This is a genomic window from Neisseria sp. RH3002v2g, assembly GCF_014596425.2.
Lineage (GTDB): Bacteria > Pseudomonadota > Gammaproteobacteria > Burkholderiales > Neisseriaceae > Neisseria.
This window is the reverse complement of record NZ_CP110721.1, coordinates 434,769-455,841: the sequence shown is the minus strand read 5'-3', so window position 1 is coordinate 455,841 and position 21,073 is coordinate 434,769. Positions and strand designations below refer to the sequence as shown.

General features: G+C 48.2%; 24 protein-coding genes. 5 read left to right on the top strand and 19 right to left on the bottom strand.

The window, feature by feature from the left end:
- The first annotated feature begins 53 nt into the window (after positions 1-53).
- Together BBP27_RS02145 and BBP27_RS02140 are read left to right on the top strand one after the other, a co-directional pair.
- Positions 54-848, top strand: coding sequence for a polyamine aminopropyltransferase (locus tag BBP27_RS02145; RefSeq protein ID WP_188212148.1), 795 nt, complete (start codon positions 54-56; stop codon positions 846-848).
- Between the two features lie 41 nt (positions 849-889).
- Positions 890-1,528 carry an alpha/beta hydrolase gene (locus tag BBP27_RS02140; protein WP_188212149.1) on the top strand — a complete coding sequence of 213 codons (639 nt, stop codon included), beginning with the start codon at positions 890-892 and terminating at the stop codon, positions 1,526-1,528.
- 129 nt (positions 1,529-1,657) lie between these two features.
- Here the strand turns inward: BBP27_RS02140 and BBP27_RS02135 are convergent, their stop codons facing one another.
- From BBP27_RS02135 to folB, 3 genes are all read right to left on the bottom strand, one after another.
- A complete protein-coding gene (locus BBP27_RS02135) occupies positions 1,658-2,194 on the bottom strand; it encodes an NUDIX hydrolase (RefSeq protein ID WP_188212150.1) in 537 nt (178 codons plus the stop codon).
- An 85-nt stretch (positions 2,195-2,279) separates the two neighbouring features.
- Entirely contained in the window at positions 2,280-2,927 is a 648-nt protein-coding gene (locus tag BBP27_RS02130) for a nuclease-related domain-containing protein (protein ID WP_070592052.1), read from the bottom strand.
- A gap of 46 nt (positions 2,928-2,973) precedes the next feature.
- Positions 2,974-3,324: a dihydroneopterin aldolase gene (gene folB / locus BBP27_RS02125; protein ID WP_188212151.1), complete on the bottom strand. Its 351-nt coding sequence runs from the start codon at positions 3,322-3,324 to the stop codon at positions 2,974-2,976.
- Positions 3,325-3,381: 57 nt separating this feature from the next.
- On the opposite strand from folB, the gene plsY reads away from it, so the two are divergent.
- Complete coding sequence (gene plsY, locus BBP27_RS02120) at positions 3,382-3,993, top strand: glycerol-3-phosphate 1-O-acyltransferase PlsY (protein WP_188212152.1); 612 nt, start codon at positions 3,382-3,384, stop codon at positions 3,991-3,993.
- A 76-nt stretch (positions 3,994-4,069) separates the two neighbouring features.
- Here plsY and greB read toward each other — a convergent pair whose 3' ends face one another.
- The 12 genes from greB to BBP27_RS02060 form a co-directional block, all read right to left on the bottom strand.
- Positions 4,070-4,561 (bottom strand): transcription elongation factor GreB, encoded by a 492-nt coding sequence (greB, locus tag BBP27_RS02115; RefSeq protein ID WP_049322920.1) that lies wholly within the window; start codon positions 4,559-4,561, stop codon positions 4,070-4,072.
- Positions 4,562-4,635: 74 nt separating this feature from the next.
- The gene (purF, locus tag BBP27_RS02110) at positions 4,636-6,180 is read right to left on the bottom strand and encodes an amidophosphoribosyltransferase (protein ID WP_188212153.1); all 1,545 of its coding nucleotides are present in this window, start codon (positions 6,178-6,180) and stop codon (positions 4,636-4,638) included.
- A gap of 153 nt (positions 6,181-6,333) precedes the next feature.
- Positions 6,334-6,837 carry a CvpA family protein gene (locus tag BBP27_RS02105; protein ID WP_188212154.1) on the bottom strand — a complete coding sequence of 168 codons (504 nt, stop codon included), beginning with the start codon at positions 6,835-6,837 and terminating at the stop codon, positions 6,334-6,336.
- Positions 6,830-7,975, bottom strand: a complete 1,146-nt coding sequence (gene ftsN, locus BBP27_RS02100; RefSeq protein ID WP_188212155.1) for a cell division protein FtsN — start codon at positions 7,973-7,975, stop codon at positions 6,830-6,832. Before ftsN ends, BBP27_RS02105 begins: the two co-directional genes overlap by 8 nt.
- A gap of 13 nt (positions 7,976-7,988) precedes the next feature.
- On the bottom strand, positions 7,989-9,272 hold the full coding sequence (folC, locus tag BBP27_RS02095; RefSeq protein ID WP_188212156.1) for a bifunctional tetrahydrofolate synthase/dihydrofolate synthase: 1,284 nt from the start codon (positions 9,270-9,272) through the stop codon (positions 7,989-7,991).
- A 38-nt stretch (positions 9,273-9,310) separates the two neighbouring features.
- Complete coding sequence (locus BBP27_RS02090) at positions 9,311-9,763, bottom strand: protein YgfX (protein ID WP_188212157.1); 453 nt, start codon at positions 9,761-9,763, stop codon at positions 9,311-9,313.
- Positions 9,764-9,767: 4 nt separating this feature from the next.
- Positions 9,768-10,127: a hypothetical protein gene (locus BBP27_RS02085; RefSeq protein WP_049322913.1), complete on the bottom strand. Its 360-nt coding sequence runs from the start codon at positions 10,125-10,127 to the stop codon at positions 9,768-9,770.
- A gap of 63 nt (positions 10,128-10,190) precedes the next feature.
- Positions 10,191-10,919, bottom strand: coding sequence for an amino acid ABC transporter ATP-binding protein (locus BBP27_RS02080; RefSeq protein WP_003747231.1), 729 nt, complete (start codon positions 10,917-10,919; stop codon positions 10,191-10,193).
- 50 nt (positions 10,920-10,969) lie between these two features.
- Positions 10,970-11,242, bottom strand: coding sequence for a hypothetical protein (locus BBP27_RS02075; RefSeq protein ID WP_188212158.1), 273 nt, complete (start codon positions 11,240-11,242; stop codon positions 10,970-10,972).
- A gap of 7 nt (positions 11,243-11,249) precedes the next feature.
- Positions 11,250-12,029, bottom strand: a complete 780-nt coding sequence (gene rsmA, locus BBP27_RS02070) for a 16S rRNA (adenine(1518)-N(6)/adenine(1519)-N(6))-dimethyltransferase RsmA (protein WP_188212159.1) — start codon at positions 12,027-12,029, stop codon at positions 11,250-11,252.
- Between the two features lie 88 nt (positions 12,030-12,117).
- Positions 12,118-12,717, bottom strand: a complete 600-nt coding sequence (locus BBP27_RS02065; protein ID WP_188212160.1) for a Maf family protein — start codon at positions 12,715-12,717, stop codon at positions 12,118-12,120.
- Positions 12,718-12,731: 14 nt separating this feature from the next.
- Positions 12,732-13,271, bottom strand: a complete 540-nt coding sequence (locus BBP27_RS02060; protein ID WP_049348370.1) for a gamma carbonic anhydrase family protein — start codon at positions 13,269-13,271, stop codon at positions 12,732-12,734.
- Positions 13,272-13,507: 236 nt separating this feature from the next.
- Between BBP27_RS02060 and BBP27_RS02055 the strand changes: the two genes are divergently transcribed.
- On the top strand, positions 13,508-14,386 hold the full coding sequence (locus BBP27_RS02055) for a DMT family transporter (protein ID WP_188212161.1): 879 nt from the start codon (positions 13,508-13,510) through the stop codon (positions 14,384-14,386).
- A gap of 54 nt (positions 14,387-14,440) precedes the next feature.
- On the opposite strand, the gene lepB is transcribed toward BBP27_RS02055, so the two are convergent.
- The 3 genes from lepB to BBP27_RS02040 all read right to left on the bottom strand — a co-directional run bounded on the left by lepB (position 14,441) and on the right by BBP27_RS02040 (position 18,087).
- Complete coding sequence (lepB, locus tag BBP27_RS02050; RefSeq protein ID WP_188212162.1) at positions 14,441-15,460, bottom strand: signal peptidase I; 1,020 nt, start codon at positions 15,458-15,460, stop codon at positions 14,441-14,443.
- Entirely contained in the window at positions 15,460-17,253 is a 1,794-nt protein-coding gene (lepA, locus tag BBP27_RS02045; protein ID WP_049348368.1) for a translation elongation factor 4, read from the bottom strand. The genes lepB and lepA overlap by 1 nt, the downstream gene beginning before the upstream one ends.
- Positions 17,254-17,385: 132 nt before the next feature.
- A complete protein-coding gene (locus BBP27_RS02040) occupies positions 17,386-18,087 on the bottom strand; it encodes a 5'-methylthioadenosine/adenosylhomocysteine nucleosidase (protein ID WP_188212163.1) in 702 nt (233 codons plus the stop codon).
- 203 nt (positions 18,088-18,290) lie between these two features.
- Between BBP27_RS02040 and BBP27_RS02035 the strand changes: the two genes are divergently transcribed.
- Positions 18,291-19,421, top strand: a complete 1,131-nt coding sequence (locus tag BBP27_RS02035) for a PilT/PilU family type 4a pilus ATPase (RefSeq protein ID WP_188212164.1) — start codon at positions 18,291-18,293, stop codon at positions 19,419-19,421.
- A gap of 79 nt (positions 19,422-19,500) precedes the next feature.
- Here the strand turns inward: BBP27_RS02035 and BBP27_RS02030 are convergent, their stop codons facing one another.
- The gene (locus tag BBP27_RS02030) at positions 19,501-20,907 is read right to left on the bottom strand and encodes a dihydrolipoyl dehydrogenase (protein ID WP_188212165.1); all 1,407 of its coding nucleotides are present in this window, start codon (positions 20,905-20,907) and stop codon (positions 19,501-19,503) included.
- Between the last annotated feature and the right edge of the window lie 166 nt (positions 20,908-21,073).

Sequence of the window (21,073 nt, the reverse complement as noted above, 5' to 3'; positions counted from 1 at the left end):
ACATCATCGTTTTCTGTTAAAATAACGCCTTTTATATCTTTCCGTCTTTGCCCATGCCGCCCCGCCATCCTTACCGCCGCCTGCGCCCTGCCAAGTCTCATCTGCCCGAAGTCGGCATTTCCGAAGAAGGCAATATCCGTTCCCTGCACTTGGGCAGCGACACCATCCAAAGCTCTATGAATGTCGATCATCCGTCCGAGCTGGTGTTGTCGTACAGCCGCGCCATGATGGGTTGGCTGCTGTTTGCAGAAACCCCGCCCAAACACATCACCCAAATCGGCTTGGGCGGCGGCTCGTTTTCCCGTTGGATAGACAGCTACCTGCCCGATACCAAGCAAACCGCCATTGATATCAATCCGCAAGTCATCGCCGTGGCGCGCAGCTTGTTTGAATTGCCGCACGAAGGCGAACATTTTGAAATTATAGAGGCAGATGGCGCGGAATATATTAAAGTGTTCCGCCACAATACCGATGTAATTTTGGTAGATGGTTTTGACGGCGAACAGATTATCGATGCTTTAGTGGAAGAACCTTTCTTCCAAGACTGCCGCAACGCCCTCTCTCCCGACGGCGTATTTGTGACCAACTGGTGGAGCGGCGATCAGCGTTATCAACGCTTTGTCGAACGCCTTCTCAACGTCTTTGACGGCCGCGTACTCGAGCTGCCGGCCGAGAGCCACGGCAACGTAGCGGTTATGGCGTTCCAAAGCAGCCCTAAAGAACAAAATATCGACAACCTGAAAAAACGCGCCGAAAAATTAAGCGAAAAATACGGTTTGGACTTCAAACGGATGCTTGCCGATTTGAAAGCCAACAATCAAAACAACGGCAAGAATTTTTATCTGTAAACCGCTTCAGGCCGTCTGAAAAAACAAACAAGGACACACCCATGCTCAAACCCGACATCATTCAAATCCCCGGCCCGGCCGGTTTGCTGGAAACCATCTACCTGCCAAGCACACAAGAGTCCGCCCGCGGCGTCGCCGTCATCAACCACCCCAATCCCCTGCAAGGCGGCACCAACACCAACAAAGTCATCCAAACCGCCGCTAAAGCCTTATCGCAACTCGGTTTTCACTGCTATCTGCCAAACCTGCGCGGCGTAGGCAACAGTGAAGGCGAACACGACTACGGCCGCGGCGAAACGCAAGATTGCATTGCCGTTATCGACTACGCCCGCGCGCAACATCCAGACGCACCGCAATTCGCCCTGGCCGGCTTCTCATTCGGCGGCTACGTTTCCACCTTTGCCGCTCAAGAACGCACGCCTGATTTTCTGTTGCTGATGGGCGCAGCCGTCCATCACTACAAAGACCGCCCGGAACCATCCGACGTTCCCGATGTCGCCAAAACATTGATGATCCATGGCGCGGAAGACGAAGTCGTCGAAATCAACAAAGCCCTGACATGGGCAGAACCCCAAGGCCTGCCTGTTGTGACCATTGCCGGTTCGTCCCACTTCTTCCACGGCAAACTCATTGTTTTACGCGACACGATCATACGGTTCGCACCGGCTTTATTAGGTTAAAATCCGGCTACAAAATAAAACAAGGCCGTCTGAAAGCTTTTTCAGACGGCCTTGTTTGTATGAAAACCTTATTATCAAATATTAGGCTCAAGTATTCAGAAATCTATCAAGGATTTTCTGCTTATCATATCAATTCTGAGTCAACCAATACTGCAAACCAATCAAAGTCTTACCATCTTTGATTTCATCGTTTGCCAATGCAGCGTGCACCTCTTCCTTGCTCATCAAGACGGTTTCAGTAATTTCATCTTCATCATTGCTCAACTTGCTGCCCAGACGCACGCCTTGCGCTTGGTAGAGATACATTTTCTCATCACAAAAACCGACTGCCGTGTAAAAGCTGTACAACAATTTAACACTGTCGGCAACGTATGGCGTTTCTTCCGCCAACTCACGCAAAGCGCATTCGGCAGGATCTTCACCTGCAATATCCAATTTACCCGCCGGCAATTCCAATGTCGCCTGATCGGCGGCATAACGCCATTGGCGCACCAAAACAACTTTGCCGTCTTCCGTTTCTGCCACTACACACGCGGCACCCGGATGACGGATCACAACCCGTTGGCTTTCATTGCCATTGGGCAGGCGAACCCGATCGCGGCTGATGGTAACAAAAGAACCTTCGTAGATTGGCTCGCTGCTTAATTTAGTTTCTTTCAAATCCATTTTTTACCTCATTTCCAAATTATTAAATATTAAAGGCCGTCTGAAATTTTACAGAAATAAACTCAGAGGATGACTTTTCTAATAGTTACCGCTGATGTCGTTGTTGCAAACGCTCCGTATGTGTTCGCAGCTTCTCACTATTTGCTTGGTAGTCACTTGAAGACAATACAGCAACTATTGCCTCTACCTCATGAGGAAGTAATAAGGCCGTCTGAAAATTCTTAATATAAGCCGCCGCCTGCCTAATACGGCAAACATTGGGTGGCATTTTCGATTTCAACTCACAATCACCTAAGAAAACTACCATTGAATGAAACTTCTCCTCAGGAAATTGCAATAGTTCTGACAATGCTTTGATATGAGCATAATTCTGACGCAACGGGTTTTGGAAATAATGTTTCTGTTTATAGATGATTTGCGTCCATTTAGATTGCTTTTCACTACCAAAAATCCAACCTGTGTAATTTTTAGTTTCTATCACAAATATCCCAAAAATTGAGACATAAATATGATCAATTTGTGTCGTACCATCTCGAGATGGAATAATTAAATCGTGAAACTCAAAATAAGTTTTCTCATCTAAATTTTTTCCAATTACAGAACGAACTGCTATTTCCCCCATGCTTCCCTTTATTTTAGGATTTCTCAACAGTGCTTTGAATAAAAGCAAAGGAATAATGATTAGAAAAATCCAAAATATACCTGACATACTTCCCAATATTTGTTCAATCATGACGTTTTCTTTTTTATTTAAAACTAAAAATTTATATATTTATGGTTTATTCCCGAGTACGTTCAATTTCAATACCAACCTGCGCCACATCAGGCAAGATGCCCGGTTTCACAATACGGACGCGCACTTTGACTGCACCAAAATCATTTAAAATCAATTGGGCGATATGTTCCGCCAAAGTTTCCAGCAGTAAAAAATCCTGTTCGGCAAGGCTGCTGCGTACGACTTCGCATACTTCGCCATAATGGATGGTGTCACCGATATCGTCGCTCGTGCCGGTACGCTCGGGAACACTGATTTCCAAATCCAAAATCAAAGTCTGTTTACGCTCGCGTTCCCAATCATATACGCCGATTAAAGTATCGGCTTTCATGCCGTACAAAAAGATTTTATCCATTTGCCTGTCCGTTTTTTTGATAGAATAACCATTCCCATTTTAAGTAAAGCACCCAAAATGTTCAATGTACTCGCCATTATTGCCGCCTATCTTATCGGCTCCCTGTCTTTTGCCGTCATCGTATCAAAATATTACGGCATGGACGATCCGCGCACTTACGGCTCCGGCAATCCCGGTGCCACCAACGTCTTGCGCAGCGGCAAGAAAAAAGCGGCCGCACTGACCCTGCTCGGCGATGCAGTAAAAGGCTTGGTTGCCGTCATCTTGGCGCGCTGTCTGCAAAATGCTTTAGGTTTGTCTGATGCAACAATAGCCTTGGTCGCCATTGCCGCACTGGTCGGCCATATGTGGCCAATATTTTTCAATTTTAAAGGCGGCAAAGGCGTAGCCACCGCATTGGGCGTCTTGCTCGCCCTCTCCCCCGCAACCGCCCTGCTCTGCACCTTGATTTGGCTGGTCATGGCGTTCGGTTTCAAAGTTTCCTCCCTTGCTGCCCTGATCGCCACCGTCTGCGCACCCATTTTCGCCTTCTTTATGATGCCACACGCCTCTTGGGCATGGGCAACCGTATTCATTGCCGCATTGGTGTTGTACCGCCATAAAAGCAATATTCAAAATCTGCTTCAAGGCAAAGAAAGCAAAATCGGGGATAAAGCCGGAAAATCTTAAAAGTGTAGATACAATCAATAAAAGGCCGTCTGAAATCTATTTTCAGACGGCCTTAATAGCTTTTATTCACACATAATCATTCAATCTTAATATACTCTACTGACAAAATCTCTATAACCTCCTGTCCTTCCGGCGTATTCAAGACAACTTCGTCGCCTTCGCGTGCTTTAATCAGGCTGCGTGCCAAAGGGGAAATCCATGAGATTTTGTTTTTAGCGGTATCGATTTCATCTACGCCGACGATTTTGACGGTTTGTTCTCGACCGTCTCCGCGCAGTAAGCCAACGGTTGCGCCGAAGAAAATCTGGTCCGTGGCTTCGCGCGCTTCTGGATCGACGACGACGGCGGCTTCCAAGCGTTTGGTTAGGAAGCGGATACGGCGGTCAATTTCGCGCATGCGGCGTTTGCCGTAAAGATAGTCGCCGTTTTCGCTGCGGTCGCCATTGCTTGCCGCCCAGTTAACGATTTGGACGATTTCCGGGCGTTCTTTGTTAACCAGGTGATAAAGTTCGTCTTTCAATGCCTGCCAGCCGGTAGGCGTGATGTAATTTTTGGTTTCGGTACTCATGATGCGTTTAAAACATAATTAAAGGCCGTCTGAACGTTAATTTTCAGACGGCCTTTATTGTAAGTCAATTTACTTTATTCTTCATCATCGCTATCGCTGATACTGATGCTGTGTTCCATTTTGCTTGGATGTACTTTTAAGCCGCCGCAGCCTGATTTTTCGGCAGAGAGGCGGTTTAGGTATGCTTCATCGATATCGCCGGTTTGATAAACACCGTTGAAGCATGAAGAATCAAAGGATTCGATTTTTGGGTTGAGTGCTTTGACTACTGCTTCCAAGTCTTCTAAGTTTTGGAAGACGATACCGTCCGCGCCAATCTCGGCTGCGATTTCTGCCGCGCTGCGGCCGTTTGCAATCAGTTCTTCACGGGTCGGCATATCGATGCCGTATACATTTGGATAGCGTACTTCGGGAGCGGCAGAAGCAATGTAGACTTTGCGTGCGCCTGCCGCGCGTACCATTTCGACGATTTCACGGCTGGTCGTACCGCGTACGATGGAATCATCCACCAATAAAACGCTCTTGCCGTTAAACTCGGTTTCCATCGGGCTGAGCTTTTGGCGTACTGATTTTTTGCGTGTTGCCTGGCCGGGCATAATAAAGGTGCGGCCGATGTAGCGGTTTTTAATCAGACCTTCGCGGTAAGGTTTTTCGAGATGGACGGCAAGCTCCATCGCGCTGGGCCGGCTGGTATCGGGAATAGGCATCACGACATCGATATCGTCGACAGGCAGCTCGCGTTTGATTTTTTCTGCCAAAGATACGCCCATATCCATACGGGACTGATAAACGGAAACGCCATCGATGACGGAGTCCGGGCGGGCAAAATAAACATATTCGAAAAGACAAGGGCTTAATTTGGCTTTATCGCTGCATTGACGGGAAATAATCGTACCGTCAAAACCAATAAATACGGCTTCGCCCGGATGGATATCGCGTTCCAAATCATAGGCAAGCGCATTGAAGGCAACGGATTCGGAGGCAACGGCATAAGATTTTTTGCCGGATTCGTCAATTTGCGAACCCAAAACCAACGGACGGATACCGAAAGGATCCCGGAAAGCCAGCATGCCGTATCCTGCAATCATGGCTACTACGCCGTATGCGCCGCGCACCAAACGTTGTACTTCGGAAACGGCGTTGAAAATATTGTCGATGGTGAGTTGGTAAGGAACTGTATTTTTAGAGACTTCGCGGCGCAATTCATGCGCGAATACATTGAGTAATACTTCGGAATCGGAGCTGGTATTAACATGGCGCAGGTGTTTGTTGCACACATTCTCATACAGCTCTTCGGTATTGGTCAGATTACCATTATGTGCCAAAACAATGCCAAACGGAGAGCTGACATAGAAAGGCTGGGCCTCTGCGCTGCTGCCTGCATTGCCGGCGGTCGGATAGCGGACATGTGCAATGCCGGCATTACCTACCAAGTCTCGCATGTTTCGGGTACGGAACACTTCACGCACCATGCCTTTGCCTTTGTGCATATGAAACGTGCTGCCCTCTGCAGTCACAATGCCTGCCGCATCCTGACCACGATGCTGCAGCATCTGCAGACCATCATACAGCAGCTGATTGACCGGCTCATGACTGACCAAACCTAATACACCACACATATCGAGACTCTCCGAGTTTTAGGGTTAAATGGGTAAGGCGTCATTATAAAATAATTTAGAGGAGTTTGCCCAAATTGTTGACAATATAATACTACCTTCAGACAAATAAAAAACGGTTTCAAACGACCTTCAAGCCGTCTGAAACCGTTAACATCAATCATCCGCTTCCTCATGCGTATCTTCTTTTCCCGGCAGATACGGCATTGCGGCATCGGCAAGCGATTCAAAATACGGAATCGTATGAGAACTTTGCCACTCTTCCGTTTTCGGCAAATCGGTATGCGAAAAAACCATCACAGCCAGCGTTACCAAAATCACACCTTTCACTGCACCGAATACACCGCCAAGCAAACGGTTGATGCTTCCCAGACCAACGGCAGACACCAAACTGCTTAACAGCGACCGTGCCAGTTTCTGCAACAGCCACGCCAGAAAAAACGCAGCGGCAAAACCCATGGCAACCGCCAAAGCATGCGGCTCAACCGATTTAAAGACCACATCGGCAAACGGCACGGCAAGCGTTCTGGCAGCAATAAACGACACGACCCACGCCACCATCGCCCCTGCTTCAGCAATAATCCCCCGTGTCAGCGAGATAATGATGCAGATAACGATAACGGCGGCAACCAACAAATCGGCGACAGGCAAATTACTCACTGGTTACCTGACCGGCAATGCCATGTACACGCAATTTGTTCAAATCACGCTCGGCATCGCGTGCATTTTTATAACTGGCTGATTTCACGCGATACACCTTACCTTTATCGGTCATCACTTCAGTAATGGTCGAATCGATACCTGCGGCTTTCATTTTACGTTGCAGGCTTTGTGCGCGTTCTTTTTCAGCATAACCAGCCTGAATGGCGGCTTTTTTCGCAGGTTTGGCTTCTGCTTTTTCTTTTTCAGCTTTCGGTTTGGCTTTTTCAGACAGCTTCTCGGCAGTTTTTACCTTATCTGCTTTTTCAGCTTTGGCTGTTTCCGGTTTAGCCTTTTCATTTTTTGGTTTTTCAACTTTGGCTTCTGCTTTCTTAGCAGGTTCGGCCTTGTCTTTTACGCTGTCTTTGCTATTTTTGGCAGATTTACGCTCGGCAATGGCTTTCTCTGCCTTTTCCAATTGAGCCAATTTATTGCGCTCGGCAGCGGCTTCACGCTCTGCTTTTTCAGCGCGCGCTTGAAGTGCGCGTTTTTTAGCGGCCAATGCGTTTTCTTTTTCATCCGCTTCCTGTTGGGCTTGTGCCTTGCGTGCCGCAGCACGTTGTTCAGCCTGACGTTGGCGGCGTTCCTCGGCTCGGCGTTCGGCAGCTTCGCGTTTGGCGGCTTCTGCTCGTTGAATACGCTCAGACTCTTCCAAACCTTTAATATTGCCGTCATCCAAAGTATCGTTAATCAAAACCAACGGCTCGCCGACATCTTCGGGAGCAGATTCACGGCTCGGCTTCAGCACTTCGACCGGTGCATTGTCTTCTTCGTCGCCGGCATTTTGAGGTTTGCTTTGCGCTTCGGCATCCGCATGGCGGGCTGCCTCTTCAGCCATCGCGACATCCTCTTTATTCGGCTCTAGGACAACAGCCTTGCTGGACTCATCAGCCGTTTTGACTTGAGTCTGACCGACAGGGGCTTCTTTAAACGGTGAATTTTTATCGTCGCCCGATGTCAGCGCCAGACCGAACAGCATACCTGAAGCCACCACCAAGCCGGAGGCCAAAACCAAGCGGCGGCGATTGCGGCGTTTGAGTTGTTCGTAACCGTCTAAATCGTATCCGTTTGGAGTTTCTTTTTGTTTATTGTCGGACATGATAATTTCCTCGTTAGTGTTCTTTCAAAACAGCCATTACATCGGCAACAGTATGGAATGAGCCGAAAACAACGATTCTATCATTTTCGGTTGCTTTCGCCAAAGCAGCGCGGTAGGCTGCGGCGACGGTTTCAAAAACATTTACATTGTCAATGCCGTGTTCTGCCAATTTGGCCTGCAAAGCCTCCACAGTCATGCCGCGCGGTACATCTAAAGGCGCAATATTCCACTCGTCAAACTGGTCTTTAACGATTTCCAGCACGCCGTCAATATCTTTGTCGGACAACATACTGAATACGGCGGTCCGTTTTTGGGCAAAGGCAAGGTTAATCAGACTGCGGCGCAAAGCACGGGCTGCGTGCGGATTATGGCCGACATCCAAGACCACCAGCGGACGGCCGGGCAAAACTTGGAAACGTCCAGGATTCTCAACCAACAGCAAACCGCGTTTAATCGCGCCGATGTCAACGGGCAGCTGATTGTTCAGACACTCTAAAACAGTCAGTGCGCACGCGGCATTGGACAACTGATACGCGCCGCGCAAAGCAGGAAACGGCAAAGAATTGCGGTTACGGCTTTGGCCGTCTGAAGATTGCGGATGGAAGCGGTAGTTCCACTGTACGCTTTCCATTGACGCAAAATCAAAATCTCGCTGAACCATCAACAGTTTTGCGCCAATTTCTTCTGCGTGTTTGACCAATGATTCAGGCGCAGGGTTTTGGCCGCACACTGCTGGTTTGCCGCTACGGAACACCCCGGCTTTTTCAAAACCGACCTGCTCGACGGTATCTCCCAAAAATGCCTGATGGTCCAAATCCACGCTGGTAACGACCGAGCAGTCGCCGTCAAATACATTCACGGCATCCAACCGTCCGCCCAAACCGACTTCCAAAATCATGACGTCCACATTTTCACGCATGAAAATATCGACGGCGGCCAAAGCATTAAACTCAAAATACGTCAGCGAAATTTCACCGCGTGCCGCTTCGATGCGCTCAAATGAGGAAACAATCAGGTCGTCTGAAACCGGTTGAGTGTTGATGGCGATTCGTTCGTTGTAACGCAGAAGGTGCGGACTGGTCAGCGTACCGACTTTAAAACCGGCTTCTTTATAAATATGCGACAAATAGGCGCATACAGAGCCTTTGCCATTGGTACCCGCCACCACGATGACAGGACACTGCGGCACCAAATTCATGCGTTTTTTCACTTCTCCCACGCGTTCCAAACCCATATCGATCAGGCCGGAACTATGGGCAGTCTCCAAATGAGAAAGCCAGTCTTGTAATGTTTTCATTGTATTGATCGCTTCAAAAGGCCGTCTGAAACAGCCGTTTAATCCATATCTGCCGCAAGTTCTACTTTGTCTTCTTTTTCCCGACACCAGCGCGCCCATACTTTCAGACGGCGGTAGGCATCGCGGTCGGCCATATCGGGCAGGATGCAGTGTTTGACCATTTTTCCGTCAACATTCCATTGCAAAAACAAAGCGTAAACCGTCAACATACTGCTGTCTTGTAAAACCGCGCTTCTTCCCTCTTCCTCGCCATTCAAGTAAACCGTCGCACGGTATTGGCGGTCGATGATGATTTTTCTGACCGCATTTCGAGTCTTAAAATTAACGCTGTGCCAAGCATAGGCAAAACTGCCGGCCAATGCCGCCAAACCCAGCCACATCATCCAGCCGTAAAACTCTGCAAGGCATAAGGCCAACGCCGAAAAGTGTAAGAAGACAATCAGAATTTTCAAAGAACGCGAGGGCTTTAAGGTCGTCTGAAAACTTCGCACGGCTTTACATCATATTGTCGAAAACAGGCGTAATGTTCAATTCCGCCTCTTCCATATCCAAAACCATATCATGGATTTCGGTATCGAAAAATTCCCAAAAAGCCTTCAGGCTCATGTCTTGCGGCCATTTGCTTTTATCGATGTCCCAGCCTGCCAATTCGGCTTCAAAAATCTGCTGGTAGCGTTCGTCAAAATAGGAAATGACGGATTCCGGCTCGTCAAATTGCGGCACCAGGAATACGGAGCAGTTGGTGCGCAGTTGCTCGATGGTCAAATCGGGCATATTCTCATCGGAGGATTTCAACCATTCTAAAAAACGGGCGGTCGGCTTCAGCACGACAGCAGTACGGTCAACAAAATACATAATGTTCAACTTTCAAAATCATTCAAACCGATCATGCCGTCTGAAATTTCAGACGGCCTGAGTTTAATGTGTCATCACCTGTTGCAGGAATTGTTTGGCACGCTCGTGTTTCGGATTGGTAAAAAACTCTTCCGGCGTTTCATCTTCCAGAATCTGGCCTTTATCGACAAAAATCACACGGTCGGCAACTTCGCGTGCAAAACCCATCTCATGGGTCACACACATCATGGTCATACCGCTTTCCGCCAAGTCTTTCATCACTTTCAATACTTCGCCAACCATTTCAGGGTCAAGCGCGGAAGTCGGCTCGTCAAACAACATCACGCGCGGCTCCATCGCCAAACCGCGTGCAATCGCCACACGCTGCTGCTGACCGCCGGAAAGCTGGCCGGGCAGCGCGTCTTTTTTATGTGCCAAGCCGACACGCTCCAAAAGCTCCATTGCTTTCTTTTCCGCCTCTTCACGGCTTTGGTTTTTCACTTTCATCGGAGAAAGAATAATGTTTTCCAAGACAGTCAAATGCGGATACAGATTGAACCCTTGGAACACAAAGCCCACTTCTTCGCGCACTTTGTTCAAATCGGTTTTCGGATCGGCAACATTGATGCCGTCCACCCAAATCTCGCCGCTTTCAATGCGCTCGAGTTGGTTTACCGTACGAATCAGCGTCGATTTGCCACTGCCCGAAGGGCCGCATACAACGACCACTTCGCCTTGTTTGACTTCCAGATTCACGCCGTTGATAACGTGCAAATCTTTAAAATGTTTGTGTACATTTTTGAATTTAATCATTATTTCTTTCCAAACTGCCAAAATTTTCGGGGCTTGAGTTGCGCTTGCCGCTACCAAAGTAAAGGAATGGCCATTTCCAGCCAAAAGCGGCAACTGACTATGCCGCCTGAGATTTCGCCTTTATTGTACCGATTGACTTTAAATTGCTCTTCCCTATCGAGACGATGTTCGGTCAATACCCAAACTGCGCCGATAATTGCCGCTTCAAAACGGTGCCGCTCAGGCGGCATATCCTTACTGGAAAAATACTGCGCCAACTTGCACCACAAATATGAATCACCCAGAAACCCCCATTGAATAGGAGGTTGCTTAAAAATTGCCATCACTGTTTCAGACGACCTTTTGAACCAGATAATTGCTCAATTCCACATATTTCTCAGCGGCAATGTGTTCTGCCCTGTCCTGCGGATTGATACCGACTGCCTGCAAGTCATCATCGTCGGCAAGTTCCTTCAAATTATTGCGTATGGTTTTGCGGCGTTGATGGAAAGCCAGTTTCACCAGTTTGGCGAAGTGTTCAAAATTTTCTGCTTTACCGATACGGTGTTTCACCGGAATCATGCGCACGACGGCCGAGTCAACCTTCGGCGCAGGATCAAAGGACTCTGGCGGTACTTCAATCAACATTTCCATATCGAAGAAATATTGCAGCATGACGCCCAGACGGCCATAGTCGTTGGTTTTCGGCTGTGCCACCATGCGTTCGACCACTTCTTTTTGCAGCATAAAGTGCATATCGATCACATCGTCTGCCACTTCGCTCAATCGGAACAAAAGCGGCGTGGAAATATTGTACGGCAGGTTGCCGACAATTTTTTTCTTGCCTTCAATGCTGTTGAAATCAAACTGCAATACATCGCCTTCGTGTATCACCAATTTATCTGCAAACGGCAAGGTTTTCAGACGGCGTACGATGTCGCGGTCGATTTCGCAAACATGCAGGCAGTTGAGTTTTTTCGCCAAAGGCTCGGTAATGGCGGCCAAGCCCGGGCCGATTTCAATCACGATATCATCAGGCTGCGGTCTGACTGCGTTGACAATATCGCTAATAATCCGCGTATCCTGCAAAAAATTCTGCCCGAAGCGTTTCCGGGCCTTATGTTCTTTCATATCTTTCTTCAAGCAAGCTGTTTAAGGCAGTATTGTAACTGAAACAAGCGTTTTTGTCGGCACGCTTTCAGACGGCATTTGTCTAATTTTAAGCAAACGGCGGCGCTTCCAAACCCAAAGATTTCAGTAGTTGTGCGGTCTCATAAACCGGCAAACCCATCACGCCGGTAAAACTGCCCTGCAAATGCTCGACAAATACGCCGCCCAAGCCCTGAATCCCATACGCACCGGCTTTATCCATCGGCTCGCCGCTGGCAACATAGGCTGCGACTTCCTCAGCCGTCAACGTCTTAAAGCGTACTTCGCTCGTCTGCACCACATCATGGCGCACGCCTTGCCAATAAACGCATACAGCCGTCAGCACTTGATGCGTCCGTCCGGACAAGCGTTCCAGCATATCGACCGCATCCGCCTCGGATTCCGGCTTACCCAAAATAGCCGCACCATCCGCCACCGTCGTATCCGCCGTCAATACAGCAAACTCAGGCTCTTGATCATGAGCTGCAAACCATTGCGCCACTGCCGCCTGATTTTTCTCGCAGGCCATACGGCGCACATACTCTAGCGCGGCTTCGCCTTCTTTAGGGGTTTCATCAATATCCGCTGGGAGGCGGTGTACCGTGAAACCCAAATTTTCCAAAATCTCACGGCGGCGCGGACTGCCCGAAGCCAGATAAATTGCGTTCATTGGATTGGTTTTCCTTATTTTGAAATTTTATGCTGTCCGGACAGGCGGACATAATGCGCAGCCGAATACGTCAAAAATGCCTTTTCCTCATCCGTCAGCGGACGCACTTGTTTCACAGGCGAGCCGACGTATAAAAAACCGCTTTCCAAACGCTTGCGCGGCGGTACCAAACTGCCCGCGCCTATCATCACATCATCTTCGACAACCGTATCATCCAAAATAATCGAGCCCATACCCACCAACACACGATTCCCAATTCGGCAGCCATGCAGCATGACCTTATGCCCAATCGTCACATCATCACCGATAATCAGAGGCGAACCGTCAGGCTTCGCCGCATTCTTATGCGACACATGCAAAACGCTGCCGTCCTGCACATTGCTGCGCTTACCGATAGAAATGCTGTTCACATCGCCACGCAATACGGCATAAGGCCAAACGGATACATCTTCCGCCAGCGACACTTCGCCAATCACAACCGAAGTCTCATCTATAAAACAAGACTCATCAACCGACGGCACATAATCCAGAAACGCACGAATAGGGTTTGCCATTTCCAATATCCTTTTCTCAAAACCAAAACTGATCAGGCCGTCTGAAAACACGGCGTAAAACGATTTTATACTACAACCATACTAAATCAAGCCAAAAAATCATCAAAAGGCCGTCTGAAACAGCTTTCAGACGGCCTTTCATCATAAACCTTTATCTTGGCTCACCATTATTTATCATTAGCGCCTCATCCATCTTTTATGGAATAATCGTCTTCATTTGATTGATGGAGAAGCCGATGGAGACACGTTCGGGAAATTATGCAGCGCCCCTATTGGTCGTTGGCTGCGTCGTCTTCGGCTTGGGCAGTTTGATCGTCAAATTTGTCGATGTCGGCTCTTACGCCATCGCATTCTGGCGTTTACTGATTGCCGCCCCCATATTCTTCCTGCTCGGGCGTTTTTTCAGACAAAAAATGCCCGTAAAAAGAAAAACAGTTGGCTACGCGCTCTTATCCGGCGTTTTCCTCGCATTCGACCTCGCCCTTTGGCACGAAAGCATTCACGCCGTAGGCCCCGGCATTTCTACCTTGCTCAACAGCCTGCAGATTTTCTTTTTAGCCGCCATCGGCTTCTTCTTTTATTCGGAACGCCTAAGTACCTTACAAATTTTAAGTTTGATATTGGCCACCATAGGCGTAGCCTTGATCGGCAGCCCGGAGTTCGGTCATAACGACAACGCCGCATGGGGATTTGTCAGCGGCGTAGTATCCGGCGCCATGCTGGCCCTGTCTATGGTCTTCGTACGCAAAACCCATGAGCAGGAAAAAGTCGGTTTGTTTCCACTGATGATGATTTTAAGCTTAGGCGGTGCAATAGCTTTGGTCATCCCATCGCTGCTATTCGATAATGCCCATCTATACCCCAAAACTTTAAACGATGTGATTTTAGTCTCTATCTACGGCATCGTTATGCAATGTTTTGCTTGGGCATTGATTGCTTACGCCATCCCGCTTTTATCCTTGTCACTGACCGGCCTACTACTGCTCTCCGAACCAGTCGCCGCTATGTTAATCGATTATTTCTGGCTGGATAAACCGATTAATATCGTCCAATGGGGTGGCGCCACTTTGACTTTATTGGCGATTTATTTGGGTTCGTTAAAAGACAAAAAATAGATACAAAAAAGGCCGTCTGAAAAATTTCAGACGGCCTTTTAATCTGTTTATTACTTATTGGATGCTGGTACCAATACGGCTGAGTTCGCCAAAGTTCATCCAAACAAAGAAGGCTTTACCGACAATCAACTTATCATCGACAAATCCCCAGTAACGAGAGTCGGCGCTGTTGTCGCGGTTGTCACCCATCGCGAAATAACGGCCTTCGGGAACTTTACAGATAAAGCCATTGCCGTCTTCTGCGTATTCGCAATTTTCCAAACCGCTTTTTTCAAGCGAGTAATTGCTTTCAGGTATCACTTCGGAGGTGTATTTGTTCAATACAGCAATGGATACGGAAGGTTGACCGGCTTCTTTGACCACATCAAAGTTTTTGCCGTTCAAGGCCGTCTGAAAACGCTCAAGCGTATGAATCATAGACGGATCGGTATCATCTGCGTATTGATAATTACCATTTGGTTTTTCGGGAATAATTTCACCGTTAACAGTCAAAACCTTATCACGGTATTCCACAACATCGCCCGGAATACCGACGATACGTTTGATGTAATTCATCTCTGGCTGAAGCGGGTAATTGAACACCACGACATCGCCTCGGGCAATATTGCCGACAGGAATAATGACCTTATTCAAAATCGGCAGGCGGATACCGTAAGAGAATTTATTCACCAAGATAAAATCGCCTTTGACCAAGCCCGGACGCATGGAACTGGACGGAATTTGAAACGGCTCGGCAATAAAGCTGCGCAATACAAAGATAACCAAGATGATGGGAAAAAAGCCGCCCATGTAGTCGGTAAAATGCGCATTGTCTTCGCCGGTCTCGCTTTTTTTCAGACGGCCTTTATGGATTGCCCAAACAATGCCGGTGAACACGACAAACACCAGCAATACGGCGGTAAAGCTCATAAATTCAGACAAAATGCCGAATACACCAACCATGCACAAGAGGTAACTCCATTGCAGGCCGGAGCTCCATTCGCCGTTTTCCTGACGCTCTTTGCTGCTTTTGAAGTTGAGAACCAAGCCGGCCAGCAGTACAACGATTGCGCCTAAAGTCAGATTTATACTCATTATTTATCACTCACTTGCAGAATCGCCAAAAATGCGCTTTGCGGAATTTCCACGTTGCCCACTTGTTTCATGCGGCGCTTACCTGCTTTTTGTTTTTCGAGAAGTTTTTTCTTACGCGTAATATCACCGCCGTAACATTTCGCCAAAACGTTTTTACGCAGGGCTTTGACGTTTTCGCGGGCGATAATCTGGCTGCCGATGGCGGCCTGGACGGCGATGTCGAACATTTGGCGCGGAATCAGCTCGCGCATTTTCGCTGCCAGTTCGCGGCCTCGGTGAACCGCGCTTTGACGGTGCACAATCAGGCTCAAGGCATCGACTTTTTCGCCGTTGACCATAATGTCAAGCTTAATCAAATCAGAAGGTTGGAACTCTTTGAAATGGTAGTCCAACGAGGCATAGCCGCGCGAAGTGGATTTAAGCTTGTCGAAGAAATCCATTACGACTTCGTTCATCGGCAAATCATAAGTCAGCATAACTTGACGGCCCATGTACTGCATATTGACCTGCACGCCGCGCTTTTGATTACACAAAGTCATGACGTTACCGACATATTCCTGCGGCACGAGGATGGTTGCAGTAATAATCGGCTCGAGAATGGTTTCGATGCTGCCGATGTCGGGCAGTTTAGACGGGTTTTCGACTTCGATTTTTTCGCCGCTTTTCAACACGACTTCGTAAACCACCGTCGGCGCGGTGGTAATCAAATCCATGTCAAACTCGCGCTCCAAGCGTTCCTGCACGATTTCCAAGTGCAGCAGGCCCAAGAAACCGCAGCGGAAGCCAAATCCCAATGCTTGGGAAACTTCAGGCTCAAATTTCAACGAAGCATCGTTCAGCTGCAATTTTTCCAAAGCGTCGCGCAAGGCTTCGTAGTCGTGGCTTTCTACCGGATAGAGACCGGCAAATACTTGGCTTTGCACTTCTTGGAAGCCGGGCAGCGGCTCAGAGGCAGGGTTGGCAACTAACGTAACCGTATCGCCGACTTTTGCCTGTCCCAATTCTTTCACGCCGGTAATCAAAAAGCCCACTTCGCCGGCTTTGAGTTCTTGTTTTTGAACCGATTTCGGCGTGAATACACCCAGTTGCTCGACCTGCGTTTCTGCCTTGGTGCTCATAAAGCGCACTTTGTCTTTCAGCTTGATGGTGCCGTTTTTCACACGAATCAACATGACCACGCCGACGTAGTTGTCAAACCACGAATCGACAATCACCGCTTGCAACGGCGCATTTTCATCGCCGGTCGGCGCAGGGATTTTGGCAACGATTTCTTCCAAAACGTCTTCCACACCAATGCCGCTTTTGGCGGAACATTGCACCGCGCCGACGGCATCGATGCCGATGATGTCTTCGATTTCCTGTTCCACGCGTTCGGGGTCGGCGGCGGGCAGGTCGATTTTGTTCAAAACGGGCACGACTTCCACGCCCAAATCAATCGCGGTATAGCAGTTCGCCACGGTTTGCGCTTCTACGCCTTGAGACGCGTCAACGACCAACAGCGCGCCTTCACAGGCAGACAAGGAGCGGGAGACTTCGTAAGAAAAGTCGACGTGTCCCGGCGTGTCAATCAGATTGAGCTGATACACCTGCCCGTCGCGTGCTTTATAGCTGAGTGCGGCGGTTTGCGCTTTGATGGTGATGCCGCGCTCTTTTTCGATGTCCATGGAGTCGAGCACCTGCGTACTCATTTCGCGCAAATCCAAACCGCCGCAGTATTGGATAAAACGGTCGGCAAGCGTAGATTTACCGTGGTCGATGTGGGCAATAATGGAGAAATTCCGTATGTTTTTCATATTGTTATTAAGATAAATACAATTAAAGGCTGAAAGGCCGTCTGAAAAAACAGGGATTCGGTTTTCAGACGGCCTTAGAATAAGGTTGAATCGTTCCGTATTCTAACGGAAATTCAACGTTTCTGCATGATTTTATAGCGATTTGACAATCTCGGTCACCATCTTCGCCGAGCTGACGGCCGCCGTTTTCAAAAACTCTTCAAAGCTGATGTCCGCTTTCTCATCTGCCGAATCGGATACGGCGCGAATAATCACAAAAGGCACTTCCAATTGATGACAGGTTTGCGCAATCGCCGCAGCTTCCATTTCCACTGCTTTGACTTTTGGGAAATGACTGCGGATTTCCGCAACACCTTCGCTGCTGTGTACAAAACGGTCGCCACTGACGATCAAACCTTGCGTTACGGCCGCACCTTCAAACACTTGCGCCGCCTTTTCTGCTTGGCGAATCAAGTTTGAATCCGATGCAAACACGGCAGGAAGTTGCGGCACTTGCCCCCAAACATAACCAAAAGCCGTTACATCAACATCATGATGCGCCACAGTTTCGCCGATGACCACATCGCCAACCTTCAGCCCTTTGCCCAAACCGCCTGCGCTGCCGGTATTGATGACGCAATCCGGTGCAAACTGATGAATAACCCAAGACGTCGAAACCGCCGCATTGACCTTACCGATACCGCTCAAAACCAATACTGTGCGTTTTCCGGCCAATTCGCCTTCATAAGCCGAAAATTTACCGAAGGACACATGCTTGACATTGTCCATGCTTTCACGCAAAAGCTCGATTTCCTGTTCCATTGCGCCGACCACGGCAATTGTTTGTACTGACATCTTGTTTCCTTTCCGTTCACTAATCGGGCAACATTATAACAGCAGAATTTAAAATCACAGGGATGCTGAAAAATCTGCTATATTCCCAGCACGACACTCAATTTAAAACAGATAGCCACTCTAGCTGGCAAACAGCAAATAATGATTGCTTCTGTTATAATTATTCTCAATAAAATAACTCTATTTTAAATACCTAAATTCTTATGTTTGACGAAAATACTCCGGGCGCAAAAGAAGAATTGTTCGCTTGGCTACGCCATATGAACAAATACAAAGGCTCCGACCTTTTCATTACCACCAACTTCCCGCCGGCCATGAAAGTGGACGGCAAAATCATACGGCTGACCGATGAGCCGTTAAGCGCTGAAAAATGTATGGAAATCGCTTTTTCGATTATGTCTTCCAAACAAATCGAAGAATTTTCTACCACCAATGAATGCAATTTCGCCATCAGCCTGCCCGACACCAGCCGCTTCCGTGTCAATGCAATGGTTCAACGCGGCTCAACTGCATTAGTGTTCCGCTCCATTACCAGCAATATCCCTAAATTTGAAACGCTCAATCTGCCACCGATTCTGAAAGACATCGCCCTCAGAAAACGCGGTTTGGTTATTTTTGTCGGCGGTACAGGTTCGGGCAAGTCCACTTCCCTCGCCTCCCTTATCGACTATCGAAACGAAAACAGCTTCGACCACATTATTACCATCGAAGACCCGATTGAGTTTATCCACCAACACAAAAACTGCATCATCACCCAACGTGAAATCGGTGTAGATACAGAAAATTGGCCGATTGCATTGAAAAATACCCTGCGCCAAGCGCCGGATGTTATCCTGATTGGTGAAATCCGAGACCGCGAGACCATGGACTACGCCATTTCCTTTGCGGAAACCGGCCATTTGTGTATGGCGACACTGCACGCCAACAGTACCAACCAAGCGCTGGACCGCATCATCAACTTCTTCCCCGAAGAGCGCCGTAACCAGTTGCTAACCGATTTATCGCTCAACCTGCAAGCCTTTATTTCGCAACGCCTGATTCCCCGCGAAGGCGGACGGGGACGCGTAGCGGCTGTCGAGGTTTTGCTCAATTCGCCCATTATTGCCGACTTAATCCGAAAAGGCGAAGTCCACAACATCAAAGAAATGATGAAAAAATCAACCGGCATGGGCATGATTACTTTTGACCAAGCCTTGTATGATTTGTATGAGAACGGCGATATCAGCTATCAAGACGCTATTAAAAATGCCGACTCCGCACACGATTTGCGCCTAGACATTCAATTAAGAAGCCGTCGCGCACAAAATGCCGGTCCGGATTTAGAATTGATTTAAAAGTAAAAGCTTCAAAGCATAGAAAAGGCCGTCTGAAACCTTACTACGAGTTTCAGACGGCCTTTATTCCATCAAATAATCAAGCCTGTTTCAATTTTACATCGGCATCACGCAATGCAGTGCGCAAACCTTCCTCGATAACCGGATGGTAGAACGGCATATCCAGCATTTGCGGAATCGTCATCTTCATTTGATGCGCCCAAGCCATCAAGTGTGCCAAATGTTCGGCAGCAGGGCCGACAACTTCCGCACCAATGAAACGGCCGGTTGCTTTCTCAGCATACAAACGCATATGGCCTTTGTTTACCAACATAACGCGACTTCGGCCTTGGTTTCGGAAGGAAACTTCGCCGATTACAAACTCGTCAGGTTGATATTTCGCTGCAACTTGCGCGTATTTCAAACCGATAGTGGCAATTTGCGGACTGGTAAATACCACGCCGATTACGCTACGGCGCAAACCGCCCTCAATATTCGGGAAAATAGCGGCATTGTGACCGGCAATTTTGCCTTGGTCGGAAGCTTCGTGCAGCAGAGGCAATTGATTGGACGCATCGCCTGCGATAAAGATGTGCGGAATGCTGGTTTGCATGGTCAGCGGATCGGCAACAGGCACGCCACGCGCATCTTTTTCGATATTCAGGTTTTCCAAACCGATATTGTCCACATTCGGCCGGCGGCCGGCGGCAGCCAAAGCATATTCAGCATGGAACACACCTTTTTCGCCATCTTGTTCCCAATGAACTTCAACATTACCTTCTGCATCCAATTTGACTTCAGTTTTGGCATCCAAATGCAAAGTCAACTCTTCACCAAAAACAGTTTTGGCTTCTTCAGCGACAACAGGGTCGGAAATACCGCCAATCGCACCGGCCACGCCAAAAATTTCAACTTTTACGCCCAAACGGTGCAAAGCCTGACCCAACTCTAAGCCGATTACGCCAGGGCCGAATACGGCCACACTCTTAGGCAGGGTATCCCAAGAGAAAACATCATCGTTCACAATCAAGCGATCGCCCAAAACTTCCCACTGAGGGAAAATCACAGGGCGCGAACCTGTAGCAATCACAAAACTTTTTGCAGTGATTTGAGTGTGGTCATCGATTTGGACGGTGTGTTCGTCAACAAATTTTGCCGTACCCATGATGCGCTTATCGGCAGGCCACTCTTCTACATCGCTAACTACAAAACCGACAAAACGGTCGCGTTCGGACTTCACGCGGTGCATGACTTCTTCGCCATTTACCGTTACGCTGTCTTTATCCAAATGCACGCCAAACGGATCGGTATGCAGAGCATGATGGCGCGCCTCCGCAGCCGCAATCAGCAATTTGGACGGCATGCAGCCGACACGTGCACAAGTTGTTCCGAATACATTGTTTTCAATCAGGTAAACATTGTCTGTATGAAGTCGGGCATTGCGAAATGCGCCCATACCGGCTGTACCGCCACCCAGTACTACCACATCTGCTTGAATCTTTTTCATATTTTATCCTTACTGTCTATATCCAAACCGATATTGCCATCAGGTTATCCGTTTTCAGACGGCCTAAACTTCACAAACTATCAAAATTTAAAAATCAATAGCTAATACCTAAATATCGATTTAAAACAATAATCTCAAATTCTACTTGTAAATATAGAGTTATTCA

Bases quoted from the DNA above. Each gene is read 5' to 3' on its own strand.
- BBP27_RS02145 (WP_188212148.1), top strand. From the start codon at position 54: ATGCCGCCCCGCCATCCTTACCGCCGCCTGCGCCCTGCCAAGTCTCAT.
- BBP27_RS02140 (WP_188212149.1), top strand. From the start codon at position 890: ATGCTCAAACCCGACATCATTCAAATCCCCGGCCCGGCCGGTTTGCTG.
- BBP27_RS02135 (WP_188212150.1), bottom strand. From the start codon at position 2,194: ATGGATTTGAAAGAAACTAAATTAAGCAGCGAGCCAATCTACGAAGGT.
- BBP27_RS02130 (WP_070592052.1), bottom strand. From the start codon at position 2,927: ATGATTGAACAAATATTGGGAAGTATGTCAGGTATATTTTGGATTTTT.
- folB (WP_188212151.1), bottom strand. From the start codon at position 3,324: ATGGATAAAATCTTTTTGTACGGCATGAAAGCCGATACTTTAATCGGC.
- plsY (WP_188212152.1), top strand. From the start codon at position 3,382: ATGTTCAATGTACTCGCCATTATTGCCGCCTATCTTATCGGCTCCCTG.
- greB (WP_049322920.1), bottom strand. From the start codon at position 4,561: ATGAGTACCGAAACCAAAAATTACATCACGCCTACCGGCTGGCAGGCA.
- purF (WP_188212153.1), bottom strand. From the start codon at position 6,180: ATGTGTGGTGTATTAGGTTTGGTCAGTCATGAGCCGGTCAATCAGCTG.
- ftsN (WP_188212155.1), bottom strand. From the start codon at position 7,975: ATGTCCGACAATAAACAAAAAGAAACTCCAAACGGATACGATTTAGAC.
- folC (WP_188212156.1), bottom strand. From the start codon at position 9,272: ATGAAAACATTACAAGACTGGCTTTCTCATTTGGAGACTGCCCATAGT.
- BBP27_RS02085 (WP_049322913.1), bottom strand. From the start codon at position 10,127: ATGTATTTTGTTGACCGTACTGCTGTCGTGCTGAAGCCGACCGCCCGT.
- BBP27_RS02080 (WP_003747231.1), bottom strand. From the start codon at position 10,919: ATGATTAAATTCAAAAATGTACACAAACATTTTAAAGATTTGCACGTT.
- BBP27_RS02075 (WP_188212158.1), bottom strand. From the start codon at position 11,242: ATGGCAATTTTTAAGCAACCTCCTATTCAATGGGGGTTTCTGGGTGAT.
- rsmA (WP_188212159.1), bottom strand. From the start codon at position 12,029: ATGAAAGAACATAAGGCCCGGAAACGCTTCGGGCAGAATTTTTTGCAG.
- BBP27_RS02065 (WP_188212160.1), bottom strand. From the start codon at position 12,717: ATGAACGCAATTTATCTGGCTTCGGGCAGTCCGCGCCGCCGTGAGATT.
- BBP27_RS02060 (WP_049348370.1), bottom strand. From the start codon at position 13,271: ATGGCAAACCCTATTCGTGCGTTTCTGGATTATGTGCCGTCGGTTGAT.
- BBP27_RS02055 (WP_188212161.1), top strand. From the start codon at position 13,508: ATGGAGACACGTTCGGGAAATTATGCAGCGCCCCTATTGGTCGTTGGC.
- lepB (WP_188212162.1), bottom strand. From the start codon at position 15,460: ATGAGTATAAATCTGACTTTAGGCGCAATCGTTGTACTGCTGGCCGGC.
- lepA (WP_049348368.1), bottom strand. From the start codon at position 17,253: ATGAAAAACATACGGAATTTCTCCATTATTGCCCACATCGACCACGGT.
- BBP27_RS02040 (WP_188212163.1), bottom strand. From the start codon at position 18,087: ATGTCAGTACAAACAATTGCCGTGGTCGGCGCAATGGAACAGGAAATC.
- BBP27_RS02035 (WP_188212164.1), top strand. From the start codon at position 18,291: ATGTTTGACGAAAATACTCCGGGCGCAAAAGAAGAATTGTTCGCTTGG.
- BBP27_RS02030 (WP_188212165.1), bottom strand. From the start codon at position 20,907: ATGAAAAAGATTCAAGCAGATGTGGTAGTACTGGGTGGCGGTACAGCC.